Below are 25,903 nucleotides of genomic sequence, written 5' to 3'. Positions count from 1 at the left end.
GATTTCCTGCGCGTCCACCTCTCTCACTTGAGAGTCTTGCGTTCTCTTCTATCCGGCAAGTCGTAGGCCTTCGTATCTGTTGAGGTCGATTCGGTCGAGTAGGAATTTCGCGAAGGCATGGTCCGGGGCACTGCCTGCGAGAAATTCGGGCAGAGCGTGGCGCAGTGCCATGCCGGTGACCTTCTCGGAAGGTGGGATTCCGGGCCGGATCGTTCGGAGCCACGATCCGAAGCAGCCCCAGACGGTTCGCGGCGCCCGAACCGCCAAGTACTGGAGCAGGCCCTGGGCGATGAGGCCGAGTTGGATGTGACGGTGATAGGTGGCGATCTTTCGTCGAACGGCCGCACGGTAGCGGTCGGTTTCGCGATGGAGAAACTGGTTGCCTGAGCGGCGCCTGGACAACGGCTTCATGGTCATCATCCAGAAGTGGTAGGCGTAGGCCCCGACGACCCGCAGAGCTTGCTTGAAGGAGAGCTCGATCTTGAATCGGATGCCGTAGAGGCGAATCACATCGATGGGGTCAAGCGCCAGATCCGTGCACAGCAGGAGGAGCTTGCCCCGGATGGGGTGCTCGACGGCGACGAAGCGGACCAGGCGCCGCAGGGGACGCCAGATGAGATCGACGACACGGTATCGGATTTTGACGTTGCGTTCTCCATAGACGGGGCTATCCGCCTGGAGCCAGCCCGAGGGGTCGTCGAACAGCGAGCGAAGCCGCACTTTGGTGCCGTAGAGTCGGGGGCGACCGCGACGGCGCGGGTGACGCTTTACGGGGCGGTAGGCGACGGCGTTGCTGCGGACGCGCGAGACCAGGTGGGAGCCGCAGGCGAGCAGTCCGAGGCCGAGAACTCGGCAGGCGTAAAAGGCATCGGCCACGAGGGTGACCGGCTCGTTGATCCCGAGGCTGCCGAGCAGCGAGAAGAGCTTGCCCGGCAGGCGGCGGTGATCGCGGTTGGTGAACACCACGCCCTCGTGAATGCACGCCGCCAGGGGCACAGCAAAGGCCGTCTTCTCAGCCCCAGCCACGGCGGCGATCGCCTGGCAGGAGTGGCCGAAGATGAAGGCCGGCTTGGTGTTGCTCTCGACCTGTTTGAGTTTTTTGACGGCGGGCATCTTGCGTCCCGACTTGGGGATCTTGATGCCGTCGGCGAGCAGCACGAGCCGGCCGCCCACGCGCAGCAGGTCCGGGAAGAGGCGCAGGACCAGGGAGGTCCACTGGCACGCGAGGCGTTCGGGATCCAGGGCGTTGCTGTGGAAGAAGTCGAGCAGCCGAATGTAGCAGGCCCGCTCGAGGCCGAAGACCCGCACCAGGCTGGTCACGCCGAGTAGATCCTCTCGGACGCACAGGCCGGCCAGCGCCACCGCCATCCACTGAAAGGTTCGGGCGCGCGAGCACGCGCCGCGGAGCCCTTCGACGATCCTCCACCACTCCCGCCACAGCACCATCCGCCACCCTCCTGCCGCTTGGTGGTACAGCATATATATGCTATCCAACGAGAGGAGGATGAACGCACGACGGCTGAAAAAGATCGAGAAGGAGATCGCGGTGATCAAGGCTCGAATCGCCAAGATCGGCGTTGTCCGTCCGGGGTCGCTCACGCGGCAGTATAAAGATCCCAGGAACCGGCGGGGTGCGTACTACCAGATCAGCTATACCCACCGCATGAAGAGCAAGACCGAGTACGTCCGATCTTCCCTTCTCGAAGGGATTCGCCAGCAGACGCGCGACTACAAGGAGCTCAAAAGGATGATCGCGAAATGGGTGGCGCTGGGCATCGAATACTCACGGCTGTCCATGCAGCAGAGATCGAGGTAGAAGAGGAGGGGACACGCAGCTGGAGGTCGAATGGGCGCACGTTCGCGGGGGTCGCCACCGTCTCTCTGGCCAGATCACATTGTGCGGAGCGAGCGAGACGACTTCCCGGACTTCTTCGAGTCCGAGCAGGCACTGTTCGAAGTCATCGAGGCGCTCGCGGGGGCGTCCGTGGATGCTCGCGAACGGAGGATCATATGGCCAGACGGTGCACGCCTATCCATCGAGGACACCGCCCGCAGAGTTCATTCGCAGTCCGGGGCACCCCTCGACCAGCTTCAGTCTCATGTCGTCGGCTGGCTCCAGATGACCTACGAGCCCGAGGGCCTGGACGAAAAGCAGATGGAGGAGTTCGAACGGTTGATCGAGCAGTGGACCACACCCTACGACGACCCACTCTGAGCCGACCTACCTTGGGAGAACTCCGTACTCACGAGATCTTCCAATGCTCTCTTTAACGCGTTGTCGGCCGCGAGGCGGAGTGCTCGAATTTCGATGCGTCAGTTGCCGAGCCTTGCGACGGGCAACGAACCGCCGCAGGCAGACTACTGCAACGTCTTGCGCGCTCTGTGCCGATGAGTTCCAGCACCCATTCAAGGTGGTGCGGAAAGACGCGCATGCGCCCGTGAAAGAGGGCGTTGAACACGGCGTTCGCCAGCGGCTCTCTGCCAAGACGTTGCAGCACCTCCGGATGCGCGAAGAGGTCGACGGTGCAGCCAACCCGCAACGCGGGATGCCGCTCAGCACAAAGGCGCGTCGCTTTGCGCTCGTCAATCAGAGGTATCGCGACTTGCGCAAGCGCATAAGCGATCGTCGCGGCCTCGCCGTCGTCGAGCGTGTCGGCTGCCGGACCGACGACGAACCCTTCAAAGTACTCAAGCGCTGTGTCGCCGAGGCGGACGATCTCGATGGCGCCGCCGGCTGCAAGGGCGTTGAGTTGATCGGCATCCTTGCGGTCTCTCTCGCGTCCCCTCTCCAGTTCTTGGGGCACAATGTCGACGACAACGACCCGATTGGGTAGCGCGGCAACAATGTCTGTTGCGCAGCCCGTCGCGTTCAGATTGATGACGGCGCTCGCATCAGCGACGGCGACGGCCGCGGGGTCAGTCAAGCACGTGAGGGACACCGACCGCCCCGCTCCCTTCCATCTCCAGCCGGTCCAGGATCTCGCGCAGCTCGACGCGGTCGAGTTGCAAGAGACGCGCAAGCTGTCCCTCGCTCAAAAGATTCCGGCGATAGGCCTCGCCTGCGAGCATGTTGAGGCGCAGCGTCGTCGGGCGATCCGCGTCCGCCTTCTGCGCGTCAGGCGCGCTGAGGTCGCCTAGCACCTGACGCTCCTGGTCGTCCGTGATGCCGCCGTTGTCCTGGAACCAATCCCACGTCCCCGTTTTGGCGAGCTTCAATTCCTCCAGCCGGCGGACCAGGGCTTCGCGCGACACGCCGAAGAAGTGCGCCAGCACGATGACGTGACGGCGCGTCAATACGTCCGAGCCGGCGGTCACATCCTGGAACTTCTGCATCACGGCGCGCGCGGGCGTGAGGAAGGCGCGGCCGAAGGCGCTGGCATAGCGCTCTTCGCGGGAAGTCTCCGGCGCGTCGACGTGCAGGATCTCCGGCTTGCGACGGTCGGCCACCAGGTGTCCGGTTTCGTGCGCGGCGGTTTGCGTGCGGCGGTCACGCGGATGATTGGCGTTCAGCAAGATGCAGGCGCCCAGCGCTTCGTCGTAGCCGAACAATCCCGAGATGCGGCCATCGAACCTGCGGACGTAGACGCGAACACCGAGTTCGAGTTCCAGCAGCTTGACGATGTCCTCAACGGGCCGGATACCGAGACCAAGACGCTGGCGCAGTTCCGCGGCGTCTTGTTCCGCCTGTGCCCGGACATCTCCCGGAAGAAGCGGTCGCTCGGGCGGATAGTTCCGCGGGCGCTTCACGCCCAGGAGATTCTCCAGCTCGACTTCGGCCTTGGCGAGATTGGAGAGCAATTGTGCCGCCTCATCCTCCGCCCGTGCGGTGCTGATGAAGAGTTTGCGAAACCGCGGCGTGAGGTCCACGTGGACGGCTTCGCGCCGTAACAGCGCGTTCACGGAGGTGCCGTACAGCCGCGCAAGCTGCTGCAGCTCGTTCATGCGGACGCGGCGTTGCCCCTGTTCGATCGCGATCAGTGTCGTGCGCGCAACTGAGATGGCCGTTGCGGCTTCGGACTGCTTGATGCCGGCGCTTTCGCGGGCGAGGCGCAGGCGTTCGCCGACTTCGGTGGCGGAGATGTCGTCGAGCGGCGTGGTCATCGGTCGTGAATTGCCCAATGGGCGACAAAGGAGTTGGATCCGAGGGATTCCATGAATGATTTCCACTCGCTCTCGTGCTGCGCGAGCAGGCGATCAAGCCGCTGGCGCGTATCGGTGAGCGCCAGGTTGCACGATTGGCTGAGCTGAGCGGCATTGAGCGCGAGAACTCTCGCGTTGGCGGGTGAATGCGCCAGCGCCGCGAGATGGTCGAGGTGCAAAGTGCCGGCGATGGCATATTCGCGCATCGCCCGCGTGATCTTCCTGTTGTCGAAGCTGGCGGCGGCGCCGGCTTCAAAGGTTGCCGCGCCAAGATCCTCCCAGACGTAGGTGCTCCTTGATTCCGTGAGACCCGCGGCGTGGATGCTCAGGCGACGGAGCATGCAGGCGGCGCAGATACCACACTGACGCTTTTTCTGGTCCACGCTGACCTGCCGCGCCTGCTGCCAACATGACCACGTCTGTGCCCAAGACCCGCCCGCACATTTGCGGACGAAGCGGGAGAGCGTCTCCCCCTTCGCGTGCCACAGCTGCGGGAACTTGAACGAAACGCGGCATCCGAGGATCGCGGCTAGAAACTGCTCCATGTGCGCGGTGAAGAGCGGATGGGTGCGATAATCCTCATACGCCTGTCCCACGGGCAGCAAGGCGGGTCCCAGAGCCCCCTGGCCGCTTTCGGAAAGAATGATCTGATTGGCGTTCGCGAAATGCGCGGCGATGCCCGCGATGAGCGCGAACTTGAACCCGCGCGCGCGTGCGCTTGATTCGACGAACGCGCGCTTCCCGCGCACGACTTTGTACGGGACGGCGGTGAAGGGCTGCTTGGGAGGCGACAGCGTGTGGCCGAGGCGGATGCGGATCAGCTTGTCGCCGAGCTCGCGCGCCATCAGTCCGGCGACGGCGCGGGAATCCAGCCCATCGCTGAAAGGCATCACCGCTGACACGTTGGGGCTGAGCGGAAACTGAACCTGGCGCGGTGGGTCGAGCGGAGCTTTGCGGGGGCAAAAGCTGATGCTCCAGCGATCGCCGGTCAGACAATTCAACGCGTCGTGCAGCGTGTTGCCAACAGGCTTTTGGTTCCAGCGGTCAGGATCGTGGACGGGGACACACAGCTCGAACTCCCGCCCCCACGCGAAGGCCGGGCGGTGTTGAGTTCGATCGCAAAACTCCACCGCCGCCGCGACAAGGAGCGCATCGTAAGCGACAGGTTCCCAGCGGGCGAAGAAATACGACTCAAGGCTTTCGGTCGAAAAGCGCACGTTCTCCCCGATCACGCACGGAAGCGAAGACCGCGGCGGGCGTCCCCCGGCTTCAATGACCGCGACGCTCAGATGCGGATGCGGGGCGAGGATGTCTGGTGCCGCAGCGCTCATAGCTTCACTCCTTCGTCGATCCCGCGTTTCTTCGGCGCGCTCCGCGGGGCAGGCGCGGAATCGCGTTTCAGGAGCTGACGCGCGAGGTCCTGGATGGGCGCGATCGCGATCCCGTCTTCGATGCCGGAGCGGACCCTCTGCGCGCGTGGGCCGGTTGATTTACGGCAATAGTGTTCCTCCACCTGGTGAGCACCGCGCGCGGCGCGAATAGCGAGTGCGCTGCTCACGGCATCGAGGGAAAGGTCGCTTGCATCCCCAGTCGACGCTGCATGTTCGATGGCGCAATCGAGTACGAGCCTGGCGAGGCCGTGACCAGCAGTGATCGGCTGGAGCGACTCGAGTCGAGAGAGCTTCTGGTCCGGGAAAAGGCCCGGCTGCTCGCGCGAGACAGCCTCGATGCCTTGAAGGAAGGCGTGAGGGATGTCGCGGCTCCAGTCGTGTGCCAGCGCCGGAAGGATCGCGTCCCGGATCTCCTCGGGAGAGCATGCGGCGTTGTCTGCGCGCTCGGCAACCTTCTTCCAGGCCCTGGTCATTGGCAGACTTCGGTGGGGTCCGTCGCTCATCGGTGCCCCTTGATGTCAGGAAGTATTATGGAAATAGCCGACAATGTCAACGGCGTTTGGCAACCTTGGTTGTCCGATCTTCACGTATCTCACCCACGTGATCATCGGAATCCATTGGAGAATTGCTGCCAGGCTGCTACTATCGCGTATCTGAGATACTGGAAGATCGGAAAAATGGCCCTGCACCTGGTTGGCGAGAACATAGACAAGGACCGAAGCTACTACCTCGTCGAGACAGGAAGGCTCGTACAGCTGATGCGGGGCATCTATGTCGACGCCCATGATGAGGTCGAAGCGACCATCCTGAAGCACGCCGTCCGTATTGCGAAATACCTCTATCCGAAGGCGTTTTTGTCCGGCGCAAGCGCCGCCCTTCTCGCGCCGACCCGCGACGGGCGGCTTTTTCTGAGCGGCCGACGGATTCAGCGCACGCGCATTCGGGCGCTGGAGATCATCCAAAACGCAGCGCCCAAACATCCGTCCATCGCCGAAGCGGTCATCGATGACGGCATGGGAGAATTCCGAGTCAACGTCTCATCCATGCGACAGCGCTTTCTAGAGGCGTTCCGGCTGAGGAGCGAACACGCCAGCGCCATTGACGAAACGATGCGGGAGACAACCGCCGCCCGCTTGGTCGAGGAATACGGGAGCGCGCACGCTGCAGCGGACGCGGTCTGGGCTCTCGCGCGAGAGAACGGCTGGAACCGTGAAGGCGAGCTGGCCGAGCGGTTCCTTGTCCGGCTGTCGCATATCCAGAATGCGAAGAACCTCGCCGCACTGGACTTGATCGTCGCCTGGCATGGTGCGCCCATCGGTCATCTCACGCACGACGGCTTCGAGTGGCGATGGAAGCCGCTGGATGGCGGCAGCCTTCCGCTGGTGCGGCAGACGACGCCGGGTAAGTTGCCGCCCTTCATCGTTTCGCTGCTCCCGGAAGGGTGGCTGGAACGTGTGCTGAAGGATCAGGACGAGCGCGCGTTGCTGCGATCAGGCAAACGCTACATGTCAAACATCAGCGTCGTGGAGCGTGAAAGCGAGTTGGCGGGGTTGCCACCGGACATTTTGCTGACGCGGCTTGAGGCGTACACGAAGGACGGCACTTTCACCGGGCAGTATCACGGGCCGGGACGTGGCGACCTCGAACACAGCTTCGAACAAAACCTTGCAGAGCTTTATGCGCGCGCGGACACGCCGCGGTTGTCGGGGGTTCAAATCAAGGCTCCGATGTATCTCGACCCGGCGGGAACGCTCGCGCCGAGCACGGGGAAACCATTCACGCATATTCTGAAACCTGCCGGAACAAGCGGGTTCGAGGCTCTTCCCGTTGTCGAATGGCTCGGGATGGAGCTTGGAAGAGCTGCGGGGTTGGCAGTGCCGTCGACGGCGCTCGTCAAGATGCCCGACGGGATGCCCCCCGCTCTCATCGTCGAGCGGTTCGATATTCGCGATGCGCTCGACGACAAGCGCATGCTGGCGCTCGAAGATTTGTGCTCCGTGCTGGATCTCTCCCCCGACGCGAAATACAGCGCGACAATGGAGCGCGTCGCCCGCGCAGTGCGTCCGCTTTCGACCGAACCAGAAGAGGACATTTTGATCATTCTGAAGCGGGCGCTGTTTGCGTGGCTGGTTGCCGATGGCGACATGCATCTGAAGAACATGGCCCTGCTGAAGACCGCGGGATCGGGCGACACGACGTTTAGGATCGTCCGGATGGCCCCGTTGTATGATGCGCTCACCACGCGCGTCTTTCCGCGCCTCGACAAGGATCGTCTTGCGCTCAAGCTGAGCGGCAAAGACGATAATCTCGATCGCGGAGATTTCCGCACCTTCGCAAGCACCGTTGGCCTAAAAGTGAGCGATGCGGATGCGGCAATCGACGCGATGCTGAAGCAGCTCGCGCTTGCGCTGGATCGCGTCGTGCTGCCAAAGGGGCTGCACTACGAACAGACCAGTGAGAAGGCAGCAAGCCAGGTCCTCGACCTGTGCCGGCGGCGGGTCGAGGCGTTCGGATAACTGCTGACTGCACTCGCGCGACGGAATGTTGAACCCTGACGAAATCGGGCAGATACGGGCGGGCACGTGGAAAATTGACTGCTCGGAAATAACGCTCACGGGAGACGTGCTCATACGCACGCGTGGCTTCATAGAGTTGCTTGTATTCGGCGGGGCTGAACCAGGCGCGGTGCCCGACTTTGGTTTGAGCCTTGTAAGGCAGCGCAAGGTCCGGGAGCGAATCGAGCCATTCGTGACGAACGGCGGTTTTGAGCACGTGCCGTAGCGTGATGATTTCGTTGTGCAGCGTCTTCCTCGCAGGCGTCGTTGACTTGAACGGACGGTTGTCGCGCGCGTGGGGGCTTTTCTCGGTCCGTGGGGTCATGCGCATGACCCTGTACTCCCGCACTTTGCCGGAGGTGACTTTGGAGATCGGAAGGTCGCCGAAAAAAGGCAGGAGGTGTAGGCGAAGTCGAATCGCGTGGCCTTCTACCCAGCGCGGACTTCGTTCGCCGAGCGTGAGGACGCCATACTCGTTCTCGAATACCTGTGCGACATCGCGGAACGTGGGTTCTGCCGTGCGTTGGATGCCGGCCACCGCCATCCACTGAAAGGTTCGGGCGCGCGAGCACGCGCCGCGGGGGCGTTGGTAAGAACGATCCCCTGGAGGCTCAGCCATGCCTTCGGGAGGGCGAGGCGCCCGCCGAGCCGCAACGGCCTGACGACGGCTCGGCTGGAGCCTCGCCCTCCCCATCCGATTTCCTGCGCGCCTACCTCTCTCAACATGTTGGTAAGAACGATTCCCTGGAGGCTCAGGGTGAGCGGGTCGCATCATGCAGAATACGTTGGCGAATTCATGAACCAGAGCACTTAGACCGCGGCAGCGAGTGCGGAGCGGGTTCGGCGCCGGAGAGAACTCGGCCGGAACCCTAAAGTTCCGGCTCGTCGCCGAGCCGGCGATCGTGCATCAGGTAATTGCGGACATAGTCCGCAACGGCCTCCGCCAGAGGCGTCACGGCCGCCACGTACCCCGACGCTCGCAGCCTGCCGATGTCGGCCCGCGTGAAGTACTGATACTTCGCGCGCAGCGACTCCGGCATGTCGATGAACTCGATCCGGGGCTCGCGCTGCATTGCCGCGAACACCGCACGAGCGAGCGCAAGCCACGGATTGGCCGTACCCGAGCCGACGTTGAAGATGCCGTTGGCCTCGGCGGTACGGGCGAGGTGCAGCGTCATCGCGGCGGCATCCTTTACGTAAAGGAAGTCGCGTTGTTGCCCGCCGTCGGGATAGTCGGGACGGTAGCTCTTGAACAGCCGGATCGTGCCCGTCTCAAGGACTTGCCCGTAAGCCTTGTGCACGACGCTGCGCATATCGCCCTTGTGGTCTTCGTTGGGACCGAAGACGTTGAAGTACTTCAGGCCGGCAATCCGCTCGAGCCAGCCCTCGCGTTGCGCATACAGATCGAACAGGTGCTTGGAGTACCCGTACATGTTCAGCGGACGCAGCCGGCGCAGGTTCGGATCGTTGTCGTCCATGCCCCGGCCGCCGTCGCCGTAGGTAGCCGCGGAGGACGCGTACACGAACCGGGTGCCGCGGGCGAGGGCGGCGGCGGCGAGGCGGCACGTGAAATCGGTGTTGTTGCGGAACAGGAACGAGGCGGCACGTTCCGTCGTCGACGAGCAGGCTCCGAGGTGAAAGACGAAGTCGAACCGTTCAAGACGGCCATCCTCGAGCCGCGGCAGCAGGTCGTCGGCCTCGAGGTACTCCCGGAAATCGAGCGCCGCCAGATTCCGCCACTTGTCGCTGTCCCCGAGAATGTCGGCGACCCAGACGTCGCGTGCCCCCTCACGGTTGAGCGCCCAGACCACGGCGCTGCCGATGAAACCCGCGCCGCCGGTGACCAGAATCCGGGCGTCGGCAAAATCGGGAGACCGCTCGATCATCGGGCCGATCGTAGTCGGCCGCCACGGTACGCCGCAAGCGCCGCGGCGCGAATCGGAAGATCAATACAGCCGCAACTGCTCGCCGGCGCGCGCCGGGCGTCGGAACGCGGATGTGCCGAGCGGCGGGAACGGCCGATCGAGGCCGGTCCGTCGTGCGGCGGTGCGGAAGAGTGCCGCTACGTGCTCGGCGTACACGCCTTCGCCGCGCATGCGCGTGCCGAAGCGCGTGTCGGTCAGGCAACCGTTGCGACATTCCCGAATCCGGTTGAGGACGCGGTGGCGGCGCGCCGGAAACTGCTCGGCAAGCCAGCGCGCGAACAAGTCGTCCACGGGCCGCGGCAAGCGCACCAGCTGCCAGATGGCATTGCACGCACCGGCATCCGCGGCAGCTTCGAGTATGCGCGGGATCTCCTCGTCGTTCAGACCGGGGATGACCGGCGCGACCGACACGCCCGTGGGAACGCCGGCGGCGCTCAGAACGCGCACCGCTTCCAGCCGCCGGTCGGGCCTCGCCGCCCGCGGCTCCATGCGGCGCGCCACGTCCGGGTCGAGGGAGGTGATCGAAAGCTGCACGTGTACGGCGCGGTACGCGGCAAGGGCGGCGAGCCGATCGACGTCTCGGGTCACCAGATGGCTCTTGGTGATGATACTCACCGGGTTGACGAATTCGAGAAAGACCTCGACACAGCGACGGGTGAGTCCCAGACGGCGTTCGACGGGCTGATAGCAGTCGGTATTGCCGGAGAGAGCGACGACTTGCGGAACCCAACGGGGCGACATCAGGGCGGCGCGCAGCAATTCCGGAGCGTCGGGCTTCACCAGGATCCGGCGCTCGAAGTCGAGGCCCGCACTGAAGCTCAGGTACTCGTGGGACGGTCGCGCGTAACAGTAGGTACAGCCGTGCTCGCAGCCGCGATAGGGATTGAGACTGAAACGGAAACCCACATCGGGGCTGTCGTTTTCGGCGAGCACGCTACGACTCGTATCGCGCAAGAACAGCGTCGGCTCGGCGCGGTCGTCGCCCCACTCGGGATCTCCGGCTCCACTGTCCTCGTCGCCGGCGGGCTCGATGTGCAGCGGTTCGTAGCGGTTCGCGGGGTTCGCCGTCGTTCCCCGCGACGGCGGTGGGTGGCGTGAGGACATGGACGCAGTTTCGCCGTTTCTTCTCTCACGGGTCGGGCCGGCAGGCAAGGACTACGGATCGTGCACCGCGGCCAGGGCGGCAACAATTGGGCTGGCCTTTCGCCGCCCCGCATGCGGAAATAGAAAGCTGCACGTTCACCGGAGGATACATATAACTATGCACCGCGTCTTCGTCGCCATCGGTCTCTCCGTTCTGCTCGTCCCGATCGCCGCACCGGCCGTGGCCGCGGAATCGGCGCGCGCCATCCTCGACCGCGCCCGCGCCCTCGACGACACGACCCGAGCCTGGACCGATCGCGTGCAGCTCATGTCGCTTACCATCCACGAGCCCGGCGGCGGTACGCGCGTGCGCGAGCTCAAGGTTTTCACGAAGCGTTCCCCCGGCGGCGGCGAAAGAGCCGTGTCGTTCTTCGTCTCGCCACGCGAAGTCGAGGGAGTCGGCTTCCTGCAGTGGTCCCGACCCGACGCCGACGCCGAGCAGTGGCTCTACCTGCCGGAGCTGAAACGCACCCGTCAGATCGCCGCGCGGTTGCGCGACGAGAGCTTCATGAGTACCGACCTCAGTTACCGCGACCTCGACATTCTCGCCGAGTTCCAGCGCTGGCCCGAAGCGGTGGCCCCCTCCCGCCTCGCCGGCACGGAAACCGTCGACGGCAATCTGACCGACGTCGTCGAGCTGCGCCCCACGATGGCGGGAATGCCCTACGGGCGTATCGTCGTCTGGATGGACCGTGCGGACCTCACGCCGCGCCGCCTCGAGTTCCGCAATGCCGACGACACCGTCGCCAAGACGGTTATCCTCGACGACATTCGCCCGGTCGGTGCCATCCCTACTCCGCATCGCCTCGAAATGCGCACGGCGGCGAGCGGCTCTCGCACGGTGGTCACCTTTCCGGAGGTGAAGTACGACACCGACCTGGCCGACGAGTTGTTCACGCAACGGGCACTGGAACGTGGGTTGCCATGACCGGAAGGTTCCGCGCCGGCCCCCGGCGAACGGGCTGTCCGACACGGCGACGAAGGGCCCGCACCGGGAGGACTCGCTGCCGCGGCAGGACTCCGGCACACGGCTAATCGCGCGGCGGTACGGTCGCTGCGAGGGCGGCGCAGCGGTCCGGGTTCGCCGTCAGGCCGACGAGACATTTCTCGGTGAACGAGCCCAGCGCCGCGTTCAGCATTTCGAGGGCGTCCAGCACGTTCACCGCGACCACGGGTTCGAACACGTTGAGGTTAAGCTCCGCACGTTCCAGGGCGAGACGGGCCGCACGCTCGCAGCCGAGCACCTGCATGCAGCAGTGCAATAGCGTCTCGGGAAGCACCGGATTGATCTTTCCGGGGAAGAACGAAGACCCCTCCTGAGTGGCCGGCACGCGGATCTCGTCGAAGCCCCCGGCCGGCCCCGACGACAACAGACGCAGATCCTGGGCGACCTTGATCAGCACTTCCGCCAGCAGTGCCAGTTCCGCCGCCACCGCCGCCAGGTCGTCGCAGTTCTGCGCGGCGTCTCCGAGGTCGGGACGCAGTGCGACCTCGCGTCCGGTAAGCGCGCGGAGGTGATCGAGCACCCGCGCGCGGTACGCGGGCGGCGCACCCGCGCCATCGCCGATCACCGTGCCGCCGAGATTCACCATGTTCAAGGCCTCGACGACCCCACCGAGCGCCGCCGCTCTCCTTTCCACCGCCGCGGCGTAGCCGCGGAAGAGATCGCCGAGCGACGCCGGCAAGGCGTCCTGCAAGCACGTGCGGGCGAGGGTACGAACGCCCGCCAGGGTCGCGGCTTGCGCCTGCAGCACCGCCACGCAGCGGTGCAGGACCGCGGCGAGACGGTCGCCGCGGTCGAGCACGGCGAGACGCAGCCCCGTGTGACACACATCGGCCGTCGACTGCGATGCATTTACGTGGCGCTTGGGGTCTACCGGCAGGTAGACGCCCGCCTCGCCGCCCAGAGCAATGTTGGCGAGGTTGGCGATCACCTCGTTGACGTTCATGTTGACCGCGACACCGCCGCCGCCCCCGAGCACATCGACGACCAGGGCATTGTGATGGGCGCCGCCGCGCAATTGCACGCAGGCGTTCTCGATCGCATCGGCGACGTTCCCCGGCAACACAGCGGCGTCATGATTCGCACGTGCCGCCGCCTGCTTCACCGTTGCCAGCGCCGCCACGTACTCGCGGTAGCTGCCGAGTCGCCGCCCCGAGAAGCTGAGATCGGCCAGCGCCCGCGCGGTACGTACACCGTACAGCGCCCGCGCCGGCAGCGACACGCTCCCCAGTGCGTCCGATTCGACGCGCGTCGCGCCGCTCACGCCGTACCCCCGCGTTCTGCCGAGCGGGCGGACGCCGTCGCGTCGCTCTCGGCGGACGAAGCTGCGGACATTTCGGCCTCCCTTCGCGATCCGCCGCGTAGCATTTCACGCGGCAAGAAGGAAAGCGCGCCCGCCCGCAGGGCACGATGCAGGTGACGCCAGACGGGCATTGGGACTAGCCGTTCCCGCGCTCGATGGTGAAACCGGCGGCAGTAACGGCCCGTTCGATGTCGGCGATGTGGTCCGGGCCGCGGGTCTCGATCTCCAGCGTGACGGCGGCGCGGGTCAGCGGCAGCCCGGGGCGAGCGCGCTCGTGCGCGATCTGATGGATGTTGGCGCGGCAGGCCGCGATGCACGTCACCAGACGTTGCAGCTCTCCCGGCCGATCCTCGAGCCGGGTGCCGAGCCGGAACAGGCGACCTTCGGCGATAAGTCCGAGGTTGATGATGCGGTCGAGCAGGTTGGTATCGATGTTGCCACCTGAGATCACGGCGACGACGTTTGTCGCCCCGGCCGGCAAGCGTCGGGTCAGGCACGCGGCCAGGCTGGCGGCGCCGCCGCCTTCGGCCACGGTCTTGGCGCGTTCGAGCAGCAGCAGTACCGCCTCGGCAATCTCGGCGTCGCCGACTTCGACGGCGTCGTCGATTGCGCCGCGGATGATCGCGAACGGCAACTCGCCGATGGCGCGCGTCGCCAGACCGTCGGCAATGGTGTCCACGCTCGCGATCTCGACACGCTGTCCGGCTTGCAGGCTTGGCCGCAGCGATGACGCCCCCGCCGCCTGCACGCCCACGATGCGCGCCCGGCTGCCGGCGCCGCGGACGGCCGCCGCCACTCCGGCCAACAGACCTCCGCCGCCAACCGGCACGACGATCGTGTCGACTTCCGGCAACTGCTCCAGCACCTCGAGGCCGAGCGTGCCCTGCCCGGCGATCACCTGTTCGTCGTCGAAGGCGTGGACGAACGGTGCGCCTCGTTCCGCCGCCAGCGCGGTGGCGTGCCGACAGGCCGTGGCGTAGTCGTGCCCCGCCAGCACAACGTGCGCACCGTAGCCGATCGTCGCGGCGACTTTGCTGAAAGACGCCGTCTCCGGCATCACCACGGTCACGGCAACACCGGCGCGTCCGGCCGCGTACGCGACGCCCTGCGCGTGATTGCCGGCGGAGGCCGTAACCACGCCACGATCCCTCGCCTCCGGAGCCAACGATTGGATCTTGTTCAGCGCGCCGCGAACCTTGAACGAACCCGTCTTCTGCAAGTTCTCGAGCTTGAGATAGACGTTACAACCGCAGATTCTGCTGAAGGTCGCACTGAGGTCGAGCGGGGTCGCCTTGACGATACCGGCAGCGCGTTCGCGAGCGTTCCGGATGGCGGCGAGGGGGATGAGCATGGAGGGCCTTGGGACGTGGGGTGCTCAACGGCAGGTCTGGTCGTAGAGATCTCCGAGCTTGCGGCGCAGCTCGACGTCCGACAGGCCGGGCATGGCCGGTTTGAGCTTATCGAGTTGCGCGCAGGCGCCTTTGGCGTCGCCGCTCAGCGCCGTCGTACGCGCGAGTTCGTACTGACCCTCGTACCACGGCGCGTCGCCGGGGCGGGCGAGCGCGGTGAACTGGCGCCAGCGTTCGATGGCCTCGGCCGGCCGCTTTTCCGCTTCGGCGATGCGCGCGAGTCCGCGCAGGGCTGCCGGCGAGGGGCCTTTCTGTTGCACCTCGTTGTACAGATCGGTTGCCTTCTTCAGGTCGCCGGTGGTCTCGTACAGGCGAGCCATGGTCAACGCCGTCTTGCCGCTTCCGTCGGCACCGTCGGCGAGCAATTCATAGAGACCGAGGGCAACCTTCTGCGCCGCATCGTTGACCCCATCGCCCTCGCGGGCACGACGGCGTGCGCCCTCGCGAATGAAACCGACCGCCAGCTCCTCGATCCCCTGACGGCCGAGGCCACCCACCAACACCGCGCCGTGGGTCGCGACTTCGCTCTGGGCTTCGGCGAAGCGGCCGAGCCGCTGGTCGGCTTCCAGGCGCAGGCGTACCACCTGCGGTAGCAGGTCCTTCTCTTCGGGATAGGAGGTCTCGAATCCCGCCAGCGCGCGGAGGACTTCGGCCCCGCGATCGCCGGGCAGCAGTTTGGCGTAGACGGCGCGCATAATGGCGACCTTGGCCTGCATCGGTTGCACTGCCGGGGCGGCGGTGCGGCCGGCGCTCTTTTCCAGGGCCGCGGCTTCTTGCGCGAAGCTTTCCAGGTCACGCCCGATCGCTTCTAGGCGTACCCTTCGTTGTGCGGCTGGGTCGGTCCCGTCGCCGGCAGCGCCGAGCAGTTCGAACTGGCATTGCAGCGTCGCAAAGCGGGCCCGGAGCTGAAGCATCGGCTCGCCGCGCACAGCGGCGTAGGCGTCGACGGCAGCCGCGAACTCGCGTTGCGCCTGCAGCAGCTCGCCCAGTCGAAACTGCGCTTCGAACACCGAACGGTGATCGGGGTAACGCGCCAGCAGATCGCGTATGGCGTGCCCGTAGCGTTCGGTAATCTCCGGTGTCGGCTGCTTCGCCACTTCCGCTTCGAGGGCTTTGAAGCGCATGTAGGCGGCGTCCGCACCATAGGCGGGAGTGCCTTCGGCCAGCGCCGCATCGAGCAGGTCGGCGGCGGCAACATACTCGCCGGCCTGGAACTTCGCCAGGCCGAGCATGTACTGCGCCTCGCGTCGATTGGGGCGCACCTGCGGGTCGTCGCTGGCCACGACCGCCTCGAGCAGCGGCGCCGCGGCTTTGTAGTCGTTCTTTTGCGCCAGCATGCGGGCCAGCTCCCACTGCGCGAACGGGCTGGTCGCCTTTGCCGCCCACTGTTCGGGATTGTCCACGCCGGTTTGCAGGAGCGCCGATACCCGCTCGTCCCATCCCGCGCCGGCGCGCCGCAGTTGCTCCATCAGGACGAGAGCCTGCTGGCGATAGCGCTCCGCCTCCGCTCCCGTGCCGCGCCTGGCCGCCGCCATGAGCGCGCGCAGCCGCAGGAAGCGTACGACGTTCTCGTCCGTGCGCGCGCCGGCGGCGAGGATTTCGTCGGACATGCGCAGGGCCTCGGCGGTGTTGCCGGCCTGAACGGCGGCGTCGAGCAGCGCGAGGCGGGCCTTGTTGCGGCGTTCCGGCGACGCCTTCGCGTCGGCGATGACCGCCTCCAGGTCGCGCCGCGCCAGCGCCGCCTCGCCGAGTTCGAGGTAACAGAGCCCGCGGCCGAGCAGGCTCTCGACGAGCAGGTCGGAACGGCGATCGCCGGTGGCAAACTCGGAAAAGCCGCGCTGCGCCTGCTCCAGCAGCGCCTTGCGCCTGGGACCGTCGTACAGGCGCGCCCCGTAGTACGAGAGCCAGTTCAGGTAGTACAAAGCGGCCGAGGCGATGACCTGCGCGTCCCTGAACGGCTGCGTCTCGTAAAGCGCCTCGAGGTCGCCGTCTTCGTCCATGACTTTGCGCGCCATGCGCTCGAGGGCTTCGGTGTTCTGCTTGTAGATGTCATCGAGCGGCGTGTGGATGGCCTCGAAGGTAGGACGCAGGCTTTCGGCCTGGCGGCCGGCGTCGCCGCTGTTGGCGGCGCGGTCGCTGGCGGAGATGAACCCGACGACGAGCTGTCCGAGCTGTTCGACGGCACGCTGTTGGGTGGCGGTGTCAAGACGGCCGGCGCTCCTTGCCGCGGCGACGTCGGCGCCGATCTGCCGCGCCTGGGCGCGCAGGTCGCCCCCACTCTGCGCGTGCAGCGGTCCGGCGGTCGCCCCGGCAAGCAGGATGAGAGCCGCAAGGAAGCCGCCTGCGGCGGAGCGGGGATTGCCGCGAACTCCGGCATCCACTTCCGCGTTTGTCCGCGGGAGAGGGGTACGGCGAAAGCAACGCATCCCCGTATCCTTACCGCGGCCCTTTGCCGCGCCGGTGCGGAAGAAGGAGACCACGGGCCGGTTCACGACAGATCATTGAGGTATTTCGCCATCTCGGTCTTCCATCGCGAGCCGAAGGTGAGCTCGAAGATACTGCGCATGAGGGCTTTGTCCTGATCGAGCACGACGAGTTCGCCGCCTCCGTCACGGCTGATGTCGGCAAAGGTGCGCGCCGTCTCCTTGAAGTAGTCCGGAAACGGCGACGGTTGGTACGGCTTGGTGCCGTGCAGCGACTTCCACAGGTTACGGTCGAACTCCTCGTGCATGCGATGCGTAACGTCGATGGCGCTCACGTAGCCCCCGTCCTCGCGGAAGTTGCGTACGATGCGGCGCACGGCCGACTCGTCGACCTGGTGCGGGGGAGAGCCGCCGACCAGAACGATCAGCCGCTTCGATTGCTTGCGCCACTTGAGGTCGTTGACCGCGGCATCGAGCGCGTCCCGCACCGCCTCTTCCCAGTCGCCGCCCCCGCGAGCGCTGATGCCGGCGAGGAAGTCCTGGAGCTTTTTGGTGTTGAAGCTCAAATCGGTCCACCTGACGACGTAGTCGTCGCCCCGATCGCGATAGACGACGATGCCGATGCGGCTGGTCGGCACCATGCGTTGAATGGAGGCAACCAGCGCGGACAACTTTTCTTTCACGTCGTCGATCACGAACTGCATGCTGTCCGTGGTGTCGATCACCAGCGCGACATCGAGGCCGACTTTGCGCAGCCCGCCGACGTAGTCGCCGAAGCCCCCGCCCAGGCCGCCGAGCCCGCCGCTGCCGCCGATCGACAGTCCCGAGCCGCCGCCGAGGCTCGTCGAAACCGTCTCGATCGCCGGGCCCGCGCCGAGCTTCGGACCGACGCCGGCGAGTCGCGGCAGGTCGGGAGCGCGCACACCCTGAATCACCGGCCCGCTCGGCGCGGCGCGCTGCGGCGCCGCCTTCTCCATACGGAGCACGCCGGCAAGGTCCTGCAGCGAAGCGGCGCCGTCGCTCGACTCCGCACCGACCGGCGCCTCGTCGACGACACTGACGCGGATCTCTTCCACCTTGCGCATCACCGTCAGCGTCACCGTTGCGAGCAGAACGAGCAGACCCACGTGCGCCAGGGTGGAGAAGGCAAACCACCGCATTCCGCCGAAGCGGTGCCCGGCCCACGGGTCGAATCGGTTCGGATCGGGAGGTCCCTGCTCCACGGCGACGCGCTCCCTCAGTTGGCCTGCCGCCGCTCGGCGGCGATGGCAATCTGGGTCGCTCCCGCCTTCTGAGCGATGGAAAGGATCTTTACCGCCTGCCCGAAGAGCACGTCCCGGTCCCCTTCGAGGACAACCGGGATGTCGGGCCGGGCCGTGATCAGCGCGCTCAGGGCGCTTTCGAGCTCCTCGAAGGACGTCAGCTTCGCATTGACGTAAACGTCATTGTTCGGGGTCACGGTAATCGTAATCTCGCGCGGTTGGGAGGCGGTGCTGTCGACCTCGGGGAGCGTGATCTTCGCGCCGGACTCCACCATGGCCGCGCTCGTCACCATGAAGATGATGAGCAGGACGAGGAAGATGTCGGTCAGCGGGGTGATGTTGATCTCGGAGACGATCGCCGAGCGGGCCCGCTTCTTGAGGCTACCGAGAGCCATCGCGTCTCCCGATGTGGATGGCGTCGAGTACCCGATTGGAGGCGATCGTCAGCGCGGCTTCTATCCGTTCGATGCGCGTTTGAAAATAATTGTAGAAGATGACCGCGATGATGGCGACGCCGAGACCGAGGGCGGTGGCCACCAGCGCTTCCGAAATGCCCGCCGCGACGACCGAGAAACCGCCGCTTCCCATCAGTGCCATGTTGTGAAACGCCTTGATGATCCCGACGACCGTGCCGAACAGACCGATGAAAGGCGCGCTGCTGCCGATGGTGCCGAGCACCCACAGCGGGCCCTTGAGCGCTTCCAGCTCCTCGAACCGCTTCTCCTCGGTGAGGTCGGACAGGTACTCCATCGAATCGGACTGATGCCGGGCGAGCACGTCCGAGAAAATCCTTCCCGCCGGCGTTGTCACGTGCTCCTTGCTCGTTTGCAACGCCGTGACGAAGTCGCCCCGCTCGAGCGGCGCACACAGCGAACCGGCCAGCGACAGGCTGTCGGTGATCAGGTTGCGTAGCGACCATACTCGTTCGAGCACGATGCTCACGGTGACCATCGAGAACAGCAACAGGGGATAGGTGGCCATCCACCCCATGTTGATCATGTCAAGGATGCTCAGTCCTTCCACGGTAAGAACCCTCCTGCCTTCAGTCGCTCCTCAACCGCCGTTCCCGCGCCCACCGCCGCTCCCGCGAGTTATCGCCCCATCCCTGCAAATCGGCCTGGATCCCCCCACGGCAAGCCCGGAGGCGGGTAACGTATGCGCCACGCCGTTTCGCACCTGTCCTTCGCTTGCCGCCCCGATCGGACGCTTGATCGTCGGCTAGTAGATGGGGTGTTCACAGTCAAGGAGATTCGCCCCGGAGCACCGCCACCCCGACCGTCGATCGCCGGCGGCGCTCGTCGCTGCTCCGCCGGGCGGTGGCATGGTCGTCAGGGCGATGTCGAACTCTCCGCTGCCGCTATGGCGTCGATCAGACGGCGCCGTACGTTGCCGACGTCGGTAAGCGGCGGATGCCGTATCGCCCCCACTTCGGCGCCGGTGTACGGCACGAAACCCGACGGCAACTCCGCGCGGCTGAAGTTGGTCAGCACCCAGTTCAGCAGGGCCGCAAGCCGCGCATCGTCGAGGCTCGACTGCGACGACCCCGGCACGCGCACGAGGAATTCGCGTCCGCCGGGAACGCCGAGGAACTTCCCCAGTTGCCCACCGAACGCGGGCACGCCCCCGGGGGCGCCCGCACCATCGGGCCCGTGGCAGCCGCGGCAGTGCAGGGTGTAGTCGGTACGCGGATCGGCGGCCGCGCCGCCGGGCGACAACGCGATCGCCAGCGCGGTCCAGACGAACAACAGGGCCGATATTCGCATCGCCTTGGCCTCCGCCGCTCAGGACTCCGTGGCAACGCCGAGCACAATCGCGGTCGAGCAGTTGTACACGATGGTGGAACCCCAGCACCAATTGATATCGTTGCTCTTGGCCGGGATATAGACCGGCTTGTCCCCCTCGTTGCGGTGGCAGTAACACAGTCCGCAGATCTCCTTCCCACAGCAATCGTTGTACGAGATGATGTAATCCTTGCCGTCGTGCGGATTGCGGCACGTGCCGATCCACGTCACCGGCGACATCTCGGTTCCGGGCGGGCACGAACGCTGCGTTCCCCCACAACAACTGCACAGGAACCCGTCGATGGCACAGTGCCGCCAGTACTCGCAGTCGGCTGGATCGCCCGCGGGTGTGGACGGATCCGGCTCGCCCGGTATCGGCACGCGCGCCGGGTTCTGGCCACGGGCCACCGGCAGCAACGGCACCGCGGCACTGCCGACCAGCACGGCGGCAACCTGGGCCAGAAAGCCTCGGCGAGAGCTGTGCCGCGCCACGCGCCGGGCGACCTCTGCAAACCATTTGTCGATGGAAATCATCTTGGGGCGTCGTTGGTTGGGTGTCGTTGATCGAGCCGATGTCCTTCAAGCCACTTCGGAGTGAGCGTGTTGGCGGCGGATGTATTCCTGCACCGAGGCCACGCCGCGTTCGCTGGCTTCGAACAGGCTTTCGAGGTGCTCCCGGGTGTTCACCAGGCCACGGCCGCGTACCGTGCCGCCGGCGTCGATGAGCACGGCGTACGGCAGCTTGCCGACGTGATACGCCAGTCCGAGTTGCGTGGACAGCAGGTACGGGTAGGCGTCGAGGGCGTGGGTACGCACGAACCGTTCGTGCTCGGTCCGCGGACCGTCGCTGGCGAGAACGAGCCGCAGCCAGGCACGCTCGCTGCGCTGCACCGAGAAGGCGATCGAGAGCATGGTCTTGCACAACGGGCAGGTCGGCGACACGAACAGCAGCAAGGTGCTCCTGCCCTCGGGATCGGCACCGCCAACGGTCTGCAGCGCGCCGGACCAGTCCGGCACCTGCAGCACCGGAGCGGGCGACCCCACCGCCAGGCCGGCGGCCGGCATCAGTGCGCCGGCCGGCGCGACGCGTTCGTGCAGCACTCCGATCTGGCGCATGAGGGCGAGCACCACCGCGGCGAGGACAACCACCGCCACCCACAGGGCGAGGTTCGAAACGATCAACGCTTCGGTCACGGTCGCCCTCTTTCGACGACGCCGGCGCGGCGCAGCCGGGCGGCGTTGGCCCGCGCCGTCTCTGCCGCCGCGTAAAGGAACGCAAACGTCGCCAGCAGACCGACTCCGGTGACGGCATCGACGGGAGTCAACGCCCTGGCCGACGGCGGCAGGGCCGCCAGCAGACACCCGCAGATCAACACCAGATTGCGACCCATCAACCCGGCCCCAATCGGTACCGCGTCGACCGGGCCACCGCAGCCGCACGCCAGATCGCTTCGCCCGCGGCGCAGGTTGACCCCGACCGCAGCCGTGTACGTGCCGAGTAACAAGGCTGCCGCCAGGACCGGCAGCGCGGAATATTCCCAGAGCACGAGGCTGGCGCCGATCGCGCACTCGGCCCCCACCAACAGCCCCGCCATCGTTCTATTCAGGGCGCGCGGCAGGATGTCGTAAGCGTCGACCGCGGCAACGAAGGATTCGAAATCGCGCAGCTTGTGGGCCGCGGCCGACACGAAGAGCAACACCAGACCGGCGCGCAGCCCCAGGTACAGTATGGGGTCCAGACTGACGCCGACCACCGCCACGCTCATCGGCCGCTCCAGGGCGCCTGCAGGCTGTCGACCGTCCAGGCCACCGGTTCCGTGCGCCGCAAGAACGCGCCGGTGCCCGCGTCGTAAACCGCGACGATGCCGCTGAAGGCCGACACCGTGGCCAGCAGCGGGGCCTCGTCCCGGGTTACCGTAATGTGGGTTACGGCGGCCGGCACGAGGCCGTCCACCACCCAATCGTAGAGCCCATTGAAAGGCCACACCCAGTTGCGGCCGAACGCCAGCGACATTCCGTAAGCCGTCAATCCGGAGTAGCGCACGTCAATGCGCCGCACTCGCTGCCTGGTCGTGAGGTCGTAGATCCACACCTCTTCTCCCGGCTCCTTGTGCGTGTCGGCGCCGCCGCGGTGCACGAGAGAATAGAGCCGTTTGCTCGGGGCGTGGACGGCGAGATGCTGCAACCCGCCGATGCGCCACGACTCGGCACGATCGGCATCGGTGAGTAGCGGCCACGAGGCGGGAAAGCGCGGCGGCGACGACGACACGTCGACGGGATGCGCCGTCCCCTCGAACGACACGAAGATCCACTCGTCGCCGATGCGGACCGCCTTTTCGGTCACCGGATCGGTCTGCGGATCGAAAAACGGCTGGGTCCTGACCTTGCCGGCTTCCTTACCGGTATCGTCGAGGCTGACAAGCAGCAGTTCGCCATTAGAGCACAACGACATGAAGCGCCGCGGGCCGGCGGCGTAAACCAGGCTGCAACCGGGAATCTCGATCTCGCCCACGAACGTACGCCGGTCGAGGTCGACAATGCTCAGCGACGTTGCCGGGGTCCAGTTGAAGACTGCCGCAAAGCGTTCGTCGTCCGACACGGCGGCATGCGCCATTGGGAAGGCGTCGATGGCGCGCTTCGGCGGTATGACCACCTCGTGTACGGGGGTCAGCGTGGCACGGTCGTAGATCTCGATGACGTCGGTGCGCGTGCCGTGCGTGCGCCGGGAATAGTAGGTAGCGGGCACGTAGATCTCCGGCCGCCGCCGCGCGAACAGTGGTTCGAAGATGCCATAGCCGCCGTTGATCTGTCCGAGGAACCGGCCGCTGTCGAGGTCAACCAGACCGGCACGGCCGAGGATCGGGTCGCCGGCCCATGCCCAGTGCGCACTCGGCGGTTGTGCGAGTGTTTCGATGCGTCCGGGCGCCTCCGGCGCCACCTGCGCCGCCGCCGGGCCGCAGAGCCCGACGACCACCGCTGCCGCCAGAGCCAGGGCCCGACGTTTCCCTGAGGCGATCACCAACAAACGACCTCCTTACGAGGACACTCGGCTATCACGGGCTCGCGCGCTGCCGCAAGCCAACCCGCCCCTTCGGGGGGTCGGGCGTGAGGGGCGTGGGGGCCGTAGGCGTTAACCTATGTTGCCGGCATGGGGTTGGGGACACCATCCGTGGTCAGCGGTTCAGTTCAACGAGGTTTTCCCGCTATCCGGCCAACGCTCACATTCAGGCGCGGCGGCGCACCAACCGCGCCGCTCGCGCGAGGCACCGAGGTTCACAACAGCAAGTCCTCGCCGTCGCCTGCAATGTATCGTTCGGCTCCCCCATCTGCTGACGCAGCTGAATCGGCGTCTCCTCCGTACTCGTACTCGTTCACGTACTCGTACACGGCCACTTCCTCCCGCACCCGATCGGCGCAGTGATCCGTCATCCGCGTCAACATGGCAACGATGCGCACCAGCAGCTCTTTGCCGCTCTTCCACTGCGGCCCCGCGATCGGCCCACAGCGCTGAAGGATGTCCAGGATTGCGCCGCACTCCCGTGCCGATCCACCAGCAATCTGAAGGTACCTTCGCCGTTCGGGTGACAGCACTTTCCCGCAACCCTCGGCGATGTTCAGGGCGATGGACTGAGAGGCGCGCAAGAGTTGGTCGCGAGAATGACGATCCACGGACTTCAGCCCCCTGGCGAGTTCGTACGACCAGGCGGCGAATTCCAGGCTCACCTGGTAAACGTCCAACCGTTCGTGGTCCAACTTCACCGCCGCGTGTCCTCAGTCCGTGTACGAGTACGTGTACCGCTTCGCTGAGTACGTGTACGGAACGGAAGCCGAACAGTGTTCGTGCTCGTCGCACCCGTCGTGCGGCCGGATAGCGGAAAAACCCGTTAACGTTTCGGCTGGACCTCCGACCCGTGCTCGAGGATGAGCACGGCTCAGCTGACGGATCGAATCACCGTCAACCCTCGGCAATGCGGTGGGCGTCCGTGCATTCGCGGCATGCGGATACGCGTATCCGACATCCTGGAGCTTCTTGCTTCGGGCACGACGCCGAAGCAGATCGTCAGGGAGCATCCCGACCTTGAAATCGAGGACGTGTATGCCTGCTTGCGGTTTGCGAGCAGCCGAGTGAGCCATGCCGTGATCGTCCCGTGATCCTCTGGGTGGATGCCCACATCTCGCCGAAGTTTTGTCCGTGGATTCGCAGTCAGTTCGCCCTGGATGCAGTGCACGTTCGCGACCTGGGTCTCCGAGAGGCGGAAGACGCGGAGATCTTCGACAGGGCTCGCGAGGAGCAGGTAGTGATCTTTACGAAGGACGAGGATTTCGTCGATCGATCGCCGGTTATCCCTGGTCCTCGCTCTCTGGCGGCAACGAAGCGAGGATGGCTTCGATCCGGGGTTTGACCGAGGGCACATCCCGTCTGGCCGTGTCGTAGACCTCATCCCAGTCGACCTCGAAGTAGTCGTGCACAAGCGCATGGCGCATTCCGGCCATCTGGGACCAAGGGATCTCCGGGTGTTGGTCCTTGATCGTGGCGAACAGCCGCCAGGCGGTCTCGCCGAGGATCTGAATGTGCCGCAGGATATGGGACTGTCGGAACTTGTCGGCATCGAACTCTCCGCGAGTGGCCGGCGTGCACGACAGCACCTCGTCGAGGGCCTCGATCATGTCCTCCAAGAGCAGGCGGTCAGGTCTCACAGCAGGATTGCCTCCTTCATGACATGCTTGCGAAACCTATCGCGCATGCCCCCCTCGCTGATGACGTCCACCTCGACTCCCAGTAGATCTCGCAGGTCCATGATCAACCCGCCGTGGTCGAAAAGGGAGCGGCCCGAATCGAAGCGTACGATCAGGTCCACGTCGGACGACTCGCCGACGTCGCCGCGGGCCACCGAGCCGAATACCCGGACATCGCGCGCCCCGTATCGCTGTGCGATCTCAAGAATCGCCTCGCGCCGGGCGCGAAGGTCTTCCAGTGTGATCATGGCTGCTCCTTCGCCTCGCCAGAGTCGTATTGCTTTCAGCCAACGTCGAGTCGCTCTCCCCTCTCCCGTGCCGTTAGGCCTAACTAAGAGGGCTTTTCCAGCTATCCGGTGCGTCCCTTTCGAGATCGGCGATACCGTGCTCAATGAGTGGTGGCCACTCCACCGTGATTCCGGCCTGACACCCATCACAGATCACGCTGCCGCCGAGCATGTTCGCCGTGATTTGATGCTGCCGGTGGCATGCTGGGCAACCCGCGCGCCAGCGGGCGTTCTCGATCTTGAGGAGGTCGCTGTCCAGTCCGACCTGATCGAGGGGCACGTCCGGCCCCTTCATTGTTTGCAGCGCCTCCCTGGTCGGCTGCGTCCCAGCACTGGTCAACCGCATGGCTTGCCGATTACACATCTCCTCGAAGACGTTGCGGACGAACCGCCCATTCCCGAACTTCCTGTCGCGGCGGGCATAGGCAACCGTGAAAAGAATAGACATGTCGGCGCTGATCGTAAACCCGATCGTCCCCTGCGGCCCTTCGGGTCGCTCGGGGTTCGCCAGCCACTTCAGCACGCTCTCCTCGTAACACGCACT

General features: G+C 65.7%; 27 protein-coding genes and 1 pseudogene. 7 read left to right on the top strand and 21 right to left on the bottom strand.

The features are described from left to right. Positions 1-48: 48 nt before the first annotated feature. Positions 49-1,446: a transposase gene (locus L6Q96_12155; GenBank protein ID MCK6555312.1), complete on the bottom strand. Its 1,398-nt coding sequence runs from the start codon at positions 1,444-1,446 to the stop codon at positions 49-51. A gap of 58 nt (positions 1,447-1,504) precedes the next feature. Between L6Q96_12155 and L6Q96_12150 the strand changes: the two genes are divergently transcribed. From L6Q96_12150 to L6Q96_12140, 3 genes are all read left to right on the top strand, one after another. Beyond that, entirely contained in the window at positions 1,505-1,816 is a 312-nt protein-coding gene (locus L6Q96_12150; protein ID MCK6555311.1) for a hypothetical protein, read from the top strand. A gap of 81 nt (positions 1,817-1,897) precedes the next feature. After that, positions 1,898-2,215: a hypothetical protein gene (locus tag L6Q96_12145; protein ID MCK6555310.1), complete on the top strand. Its 318-nt coding sequence runs from the start codon at positions 1,898-1,900 to the stop codon at positions 2,213-2,215. A 223-nt stretch (positions 2,216-2,438) separates the two neighbouring features. Beyond that, positions 2,439-2,834 carry a hypothetical protein gene (locus L6Q96_12140; protein ID MCK6555309.1) on the top strand — a complete coding sequence of 132 codons (396 nt, stop codon included), beginning with the start codon at positions 2,439-2,441 and terminating at the stop codon, positions 2,832-2,834. 82 nt (positions 2,835-2,916) lie between these two features. On the opposite strand, the gene L6Q96_12135 is transcribed toward L6Q96_12140, so the two are convergent. The 3 genes from L6Q96_12135 to L6Q96_12125 are packed head-to-tail and all read right to left on the bottom strand — an operon-like array spanning position 2,917 to position 6,004. After that, on the bottom strand, positions 2,917-4,101 hold the full coding sequence (locus L6Q96_12135) for an XRE family transcriptional regulator (GenBank protein ID MCK6555308.1): 1,185 nt from the start codon (positions 4,099-4,101) through the stop codon (positions 2,917-2,919). After that, complete coding sequence (locus L6Q96_12130) at positions 4,098-5,471, bottom strand: 7-cyano-7-deazaguanine synthase (protein MCK6555307.1); 1,374 nt, start codon at positions 5,469-5,471, stop codon at positions 4,098-4,100. Before L6Q96_12130 ends, L6Q96_12135 begins: the two co-directional genes overlap by 4 nt. Then, entirely contained in the window at positions 5,468-6,004 is a 537-nt protein-coding gene (locus tag L6Q96_12125) for a hypothetical protein (protein ID MCK6555306.1), read from the bottom strand. The genes L6Q96_12130 and L6Q96_12125 overlap by 4 nt, the downstream gene beginning before the upstream one ends. 204 nt (positions 6,005-6,208) lie before the next feature. Between L6Q96_12125 and L6Q96_12120 the strand changes: the two genes are divergently transcribed. After that, on the top strand, positions 6,209-8,047 hold the full coding sequence (locus tag L6Q96_12120; GenBank protein ID MCK6555305.1) for a type II toxin-antitoxin system HipA family toxin: 1,839 nt from the start codon (positions 6,209-6,211) through the stop codon (positions 8,045-8,047). Positions 8,048-8,955: 908 nt separating this feature from the next. Here the strand turns inward: L6Q96_12120 and rfaD are convergent. Both rfaD and L6Q96_12110 read right to left on the bottom strand, forming a co-directional pair. Further along, a complete protein-coding gene (gene rfaD / locus L6Q96_12115) occupies positions 8,956-9,972 on the bottom strand; it encodes an ADP-glyceromanno-heptose 6-epimerase (GenBank protein ID MCK6555304.1) in 1,017 nt (338 codons plus the stop codon). Between the two features lie 60 nt (positions 9,973-10,032). Then, positions 10,033-11,115, bottom strand: coding sequence for a PA0069 family radical SAM protein (locus L6Q96_12110; protein MCK6555303.1), 1,083 nt, complete (start codon positions 11,113-11,115; stop codon positions 10,033-10,035). 157 nt (positions 11,116-11,272) lie between these two features. Here L6Q96_12110 and L6Q96_12105 point away from each other — a divergent pair, with 157 nt between their 5' ends. Continuing rightward, positions 11,273-12,082 (top strand): outer membrane lipoprotein-sorting protein, encoded by an 810-nt coding sequence (locus tag L6Q96_12105; GenBank protein ID MCK6555302.1) that lies wholly within the window; start codon positions 11,273-11,275, stop codon positions 12,080-12,082. A gap of 103 nt (positions 12,083-12,185) precedes the next feature. On the opposite strand, the gene L6Q96_12100 is transcribed toward L6Q96_12105, so the two are convergent. The 4 genes from L6Q96_12100 to L6Q96_12085 all read right to left on the bottom strand — a co-directional run bounded on the left by L6Q96_12100 (position 12,186) and on the right by L6Q96_12085 (position 17,996). Beyond that, a complete protein-coding gene (locus L6Q96_12100) occupies positions 12,186-13,421 on the bottom strand; it encodes an aspartate ammonia-lyase (protein MCK6555301.1) in 1,236 nt (411 codons plus the stop codon). 175 nt (positions 13,422-13,596) lie between these two features. Then, complete coding sequence (ilvA, locus tag L6Q96_12095; protein MCK6555300.1) at positions 13,597-14,811, bottom strand: threonine ammonia-lyase; 1,215 nt, start codon at positions 14,809-14,811, stop codon at positions 13,597-13,599. 24 nt (positions 14,812-14,835) lie between these two features. After that, positions 14,836-17,361, bottom strand: coding sequence for a tetratricopeptide repeat protein (locus tag L6Q96_12090; protein ID MCK6555299.1), 2,526 nt, complete (start codon positions 17,359-17,361; stop codon positions 14,836-14,838). Further along, positions 17,358-17,996: a VWA domain-containing protein gene (locus L6Q96_12085; GenBank protein ID MCK6555298.1), complete on the bottom strand. Its 639-nt coding sequence runs from the start codon at positions 17,994-17,996 to the stop codon at positions 17,358-17,360. The genes L6Q96_12090 and L6Q96_12085 overlap by 4 nt, the downstream gene beginning before the upstream one ends. Before the next feature lie 67 nt (positions 17,997-18,063). On the opposite strand from L6Q96_12085, the pseudogene L6Q96_12080 reads away from it, so the two are divergent. After that, positions 18,064-18,183, top strand: a pseudogene (locus L6Q96_12080) (energy transducer TonB). A 346-nt stretch (positions 18,184-18,529) separates the two neighbouring features. Here L6Q96_12080 and L6Q96_12075 read toward each other — a convergent pair. The 8 genes from L6Q96_12075 to L6Q96_12040 form a co-directional block, all read right to left on the bottom strand. Further along, a complete protein-coding gene (locus tag L6Q96_12075) occupies positions 18,530-18,949 on the bottom strand; it encodes a biopolymer transporter ExbD (protein ID MCK6555297.1) in 420 nt (139 codons plus the stop codon). After that, positions 18,936-19,577: a MotA/TolQ/ExbB proton channel family protein gene (locus L6Q96_12070; GenBank protein ID MCK6555296.1), complete on the bottom strand. Its 642-nt coding sequence runs from the start codon at positions 19,575-19,577 to the stop codon at positions 18,936-18,938. Before L6Q96_12070 ends, L6Q96_12075 begins: the two co-directional genes overlap by 14 nt. A gap of 305 nt (positions 19,578-19,882) precedes the next feature. Then, entirely contained in the window at positions 19,883-20,317 is a 435-nt protein-coding gene (locus L6Q96_12065) for a hypothetical protein (protein MCK6555295.1), read from the bottom strand. An 18-nt stretch (positions 20,318-20,335) separates the two neighbouring features. Then, a complete protein-coding gene (locus L6Q96_12060) occupies positions 20,336-20,869 on the bottom strand; it encodes a methylamine dehydrogenase (amicyanin) light chain (GenBank protein MCK6555294.1) in 534 nt (177 codons plus the stop codon). A 45-nt stretch (positions 20,870-20,914) separates the two neighbouring features. Next, complete coding sequence (gene mauD / locus L6Q96_12055) at positions 20,915-21,529, bottom strand: methylamine dehydrogenase accessory protein MauD (GenBank protein ID MCK6555293.1); 615 nt, start codon at positions 21,527-21,529, stop codon at positions 20,915-20,917. After that, positions 21,526-22,101: a methylamine utilization protein MauE gene (locus L6Q96_12050; GenBank protein MCK6555292.1), complete on the bottom strand. Its 576-nt coding sequence runs from the start codon at positions 22,099-22,101 to the stop codon at positions 21,526-21,528. Before L6Q96_12050 ends, mauD begins: the two co-directional genes overlap by 4 nt. Further along, positions 22,098-23,354 carry an amine dehydrogenase gene (locus tag L6Q96_12045; protein MCK6555291.1) on the bottom strand — a complete coding sequence of 419 codons (1,257 nt, stop codon included), beginning with the start codon at positions 23,352-23,354 and terminating at the stop codon, positions 22,098-22,100. Before L6Q96_12045 ends, L6Q96_12050 begins: the two co-directional genes overlap by 4 nt. 254 nt (positions 23,355-23,608) lie before the next feature. Then, positions 23,609-24,094, bottom strand: a complete 486-nt coding sequence (locus tag L6Q96_12040; GenBank protein MCK6555290.1) for a four helix bundle protein — start codon at positions 24,092-24,094, stop codon at positions 23,609-23,611. Between the two features lie 162 nt (positions 24,095-24,256). Between L6Q96_12040 and L6Q96_12035 the strand changes: the two genes are divergently transcribed. Beyond that, entirely contained in the window at positions 24,257-24,487 is a 231-nt protein-coding gene (locus L6Q96_12035; GenBank protein MCK6555289.1) for a DUF433 domain-containing protein, read from the top strand. A gap of 189 nt (positions 24,488-24,676) precedes the next feature. Here L6Q96_12035 and L6Q96_12030 read toward each other — a convergent pair whose 3' ends face one another. The 3 genes from L6Q96_12030 to L6Q96_12020 form a co-directional block, all read right to left on the bottom strand. Beyond that, entirely contained in the window at positions 24,677-25,033 is a 357-nt protein-coding gene (locus L6Q96_12030; protein MCK6555288.1) for a DUF86 domain-containing protein, read from the bottom strand. After that, positions 25,030-25,320 carry a nucleotidyltransferase family protein gene (locus L6Q96_12025; GenBank protein MCK6555287.1) on the bottom strand — a complete coding sequence of 97 codons (291 nt, stop codon included), beginning with the start codon at positions 25,318-25,320 and terminating at the stop codon, positions 25,030-25,032. The genes L6Q96_12030 and L6Q96_12025 overlap by 4 nt, the downstream gene beginning before the upstream one ends. A gap of 79 nt (positions 25,321-25,399) precedes the next feature. Further along, a partial coding sequence (locus L6Q96_12020) for a hypothetical protein (protein MCK6555286.1) occupies positions 25,400-25,903 on the bottom strand: 504 nt, incomplete at its 5' end.

Source organism: Candidatus Binatia bacterium, from assembly GCA_023150935.1.
Taxonomy (GTDB): domain Bacteria; phylum Desulfobacterota; class Binatia; order HRBIN30; family HRBIN30; genus JAKLJW01.
The sequence above is the reverse complement of the archived record's forward strand: the minus strand, read 5'-3'. Positions and strand labels throughout refer to the sequence as shown.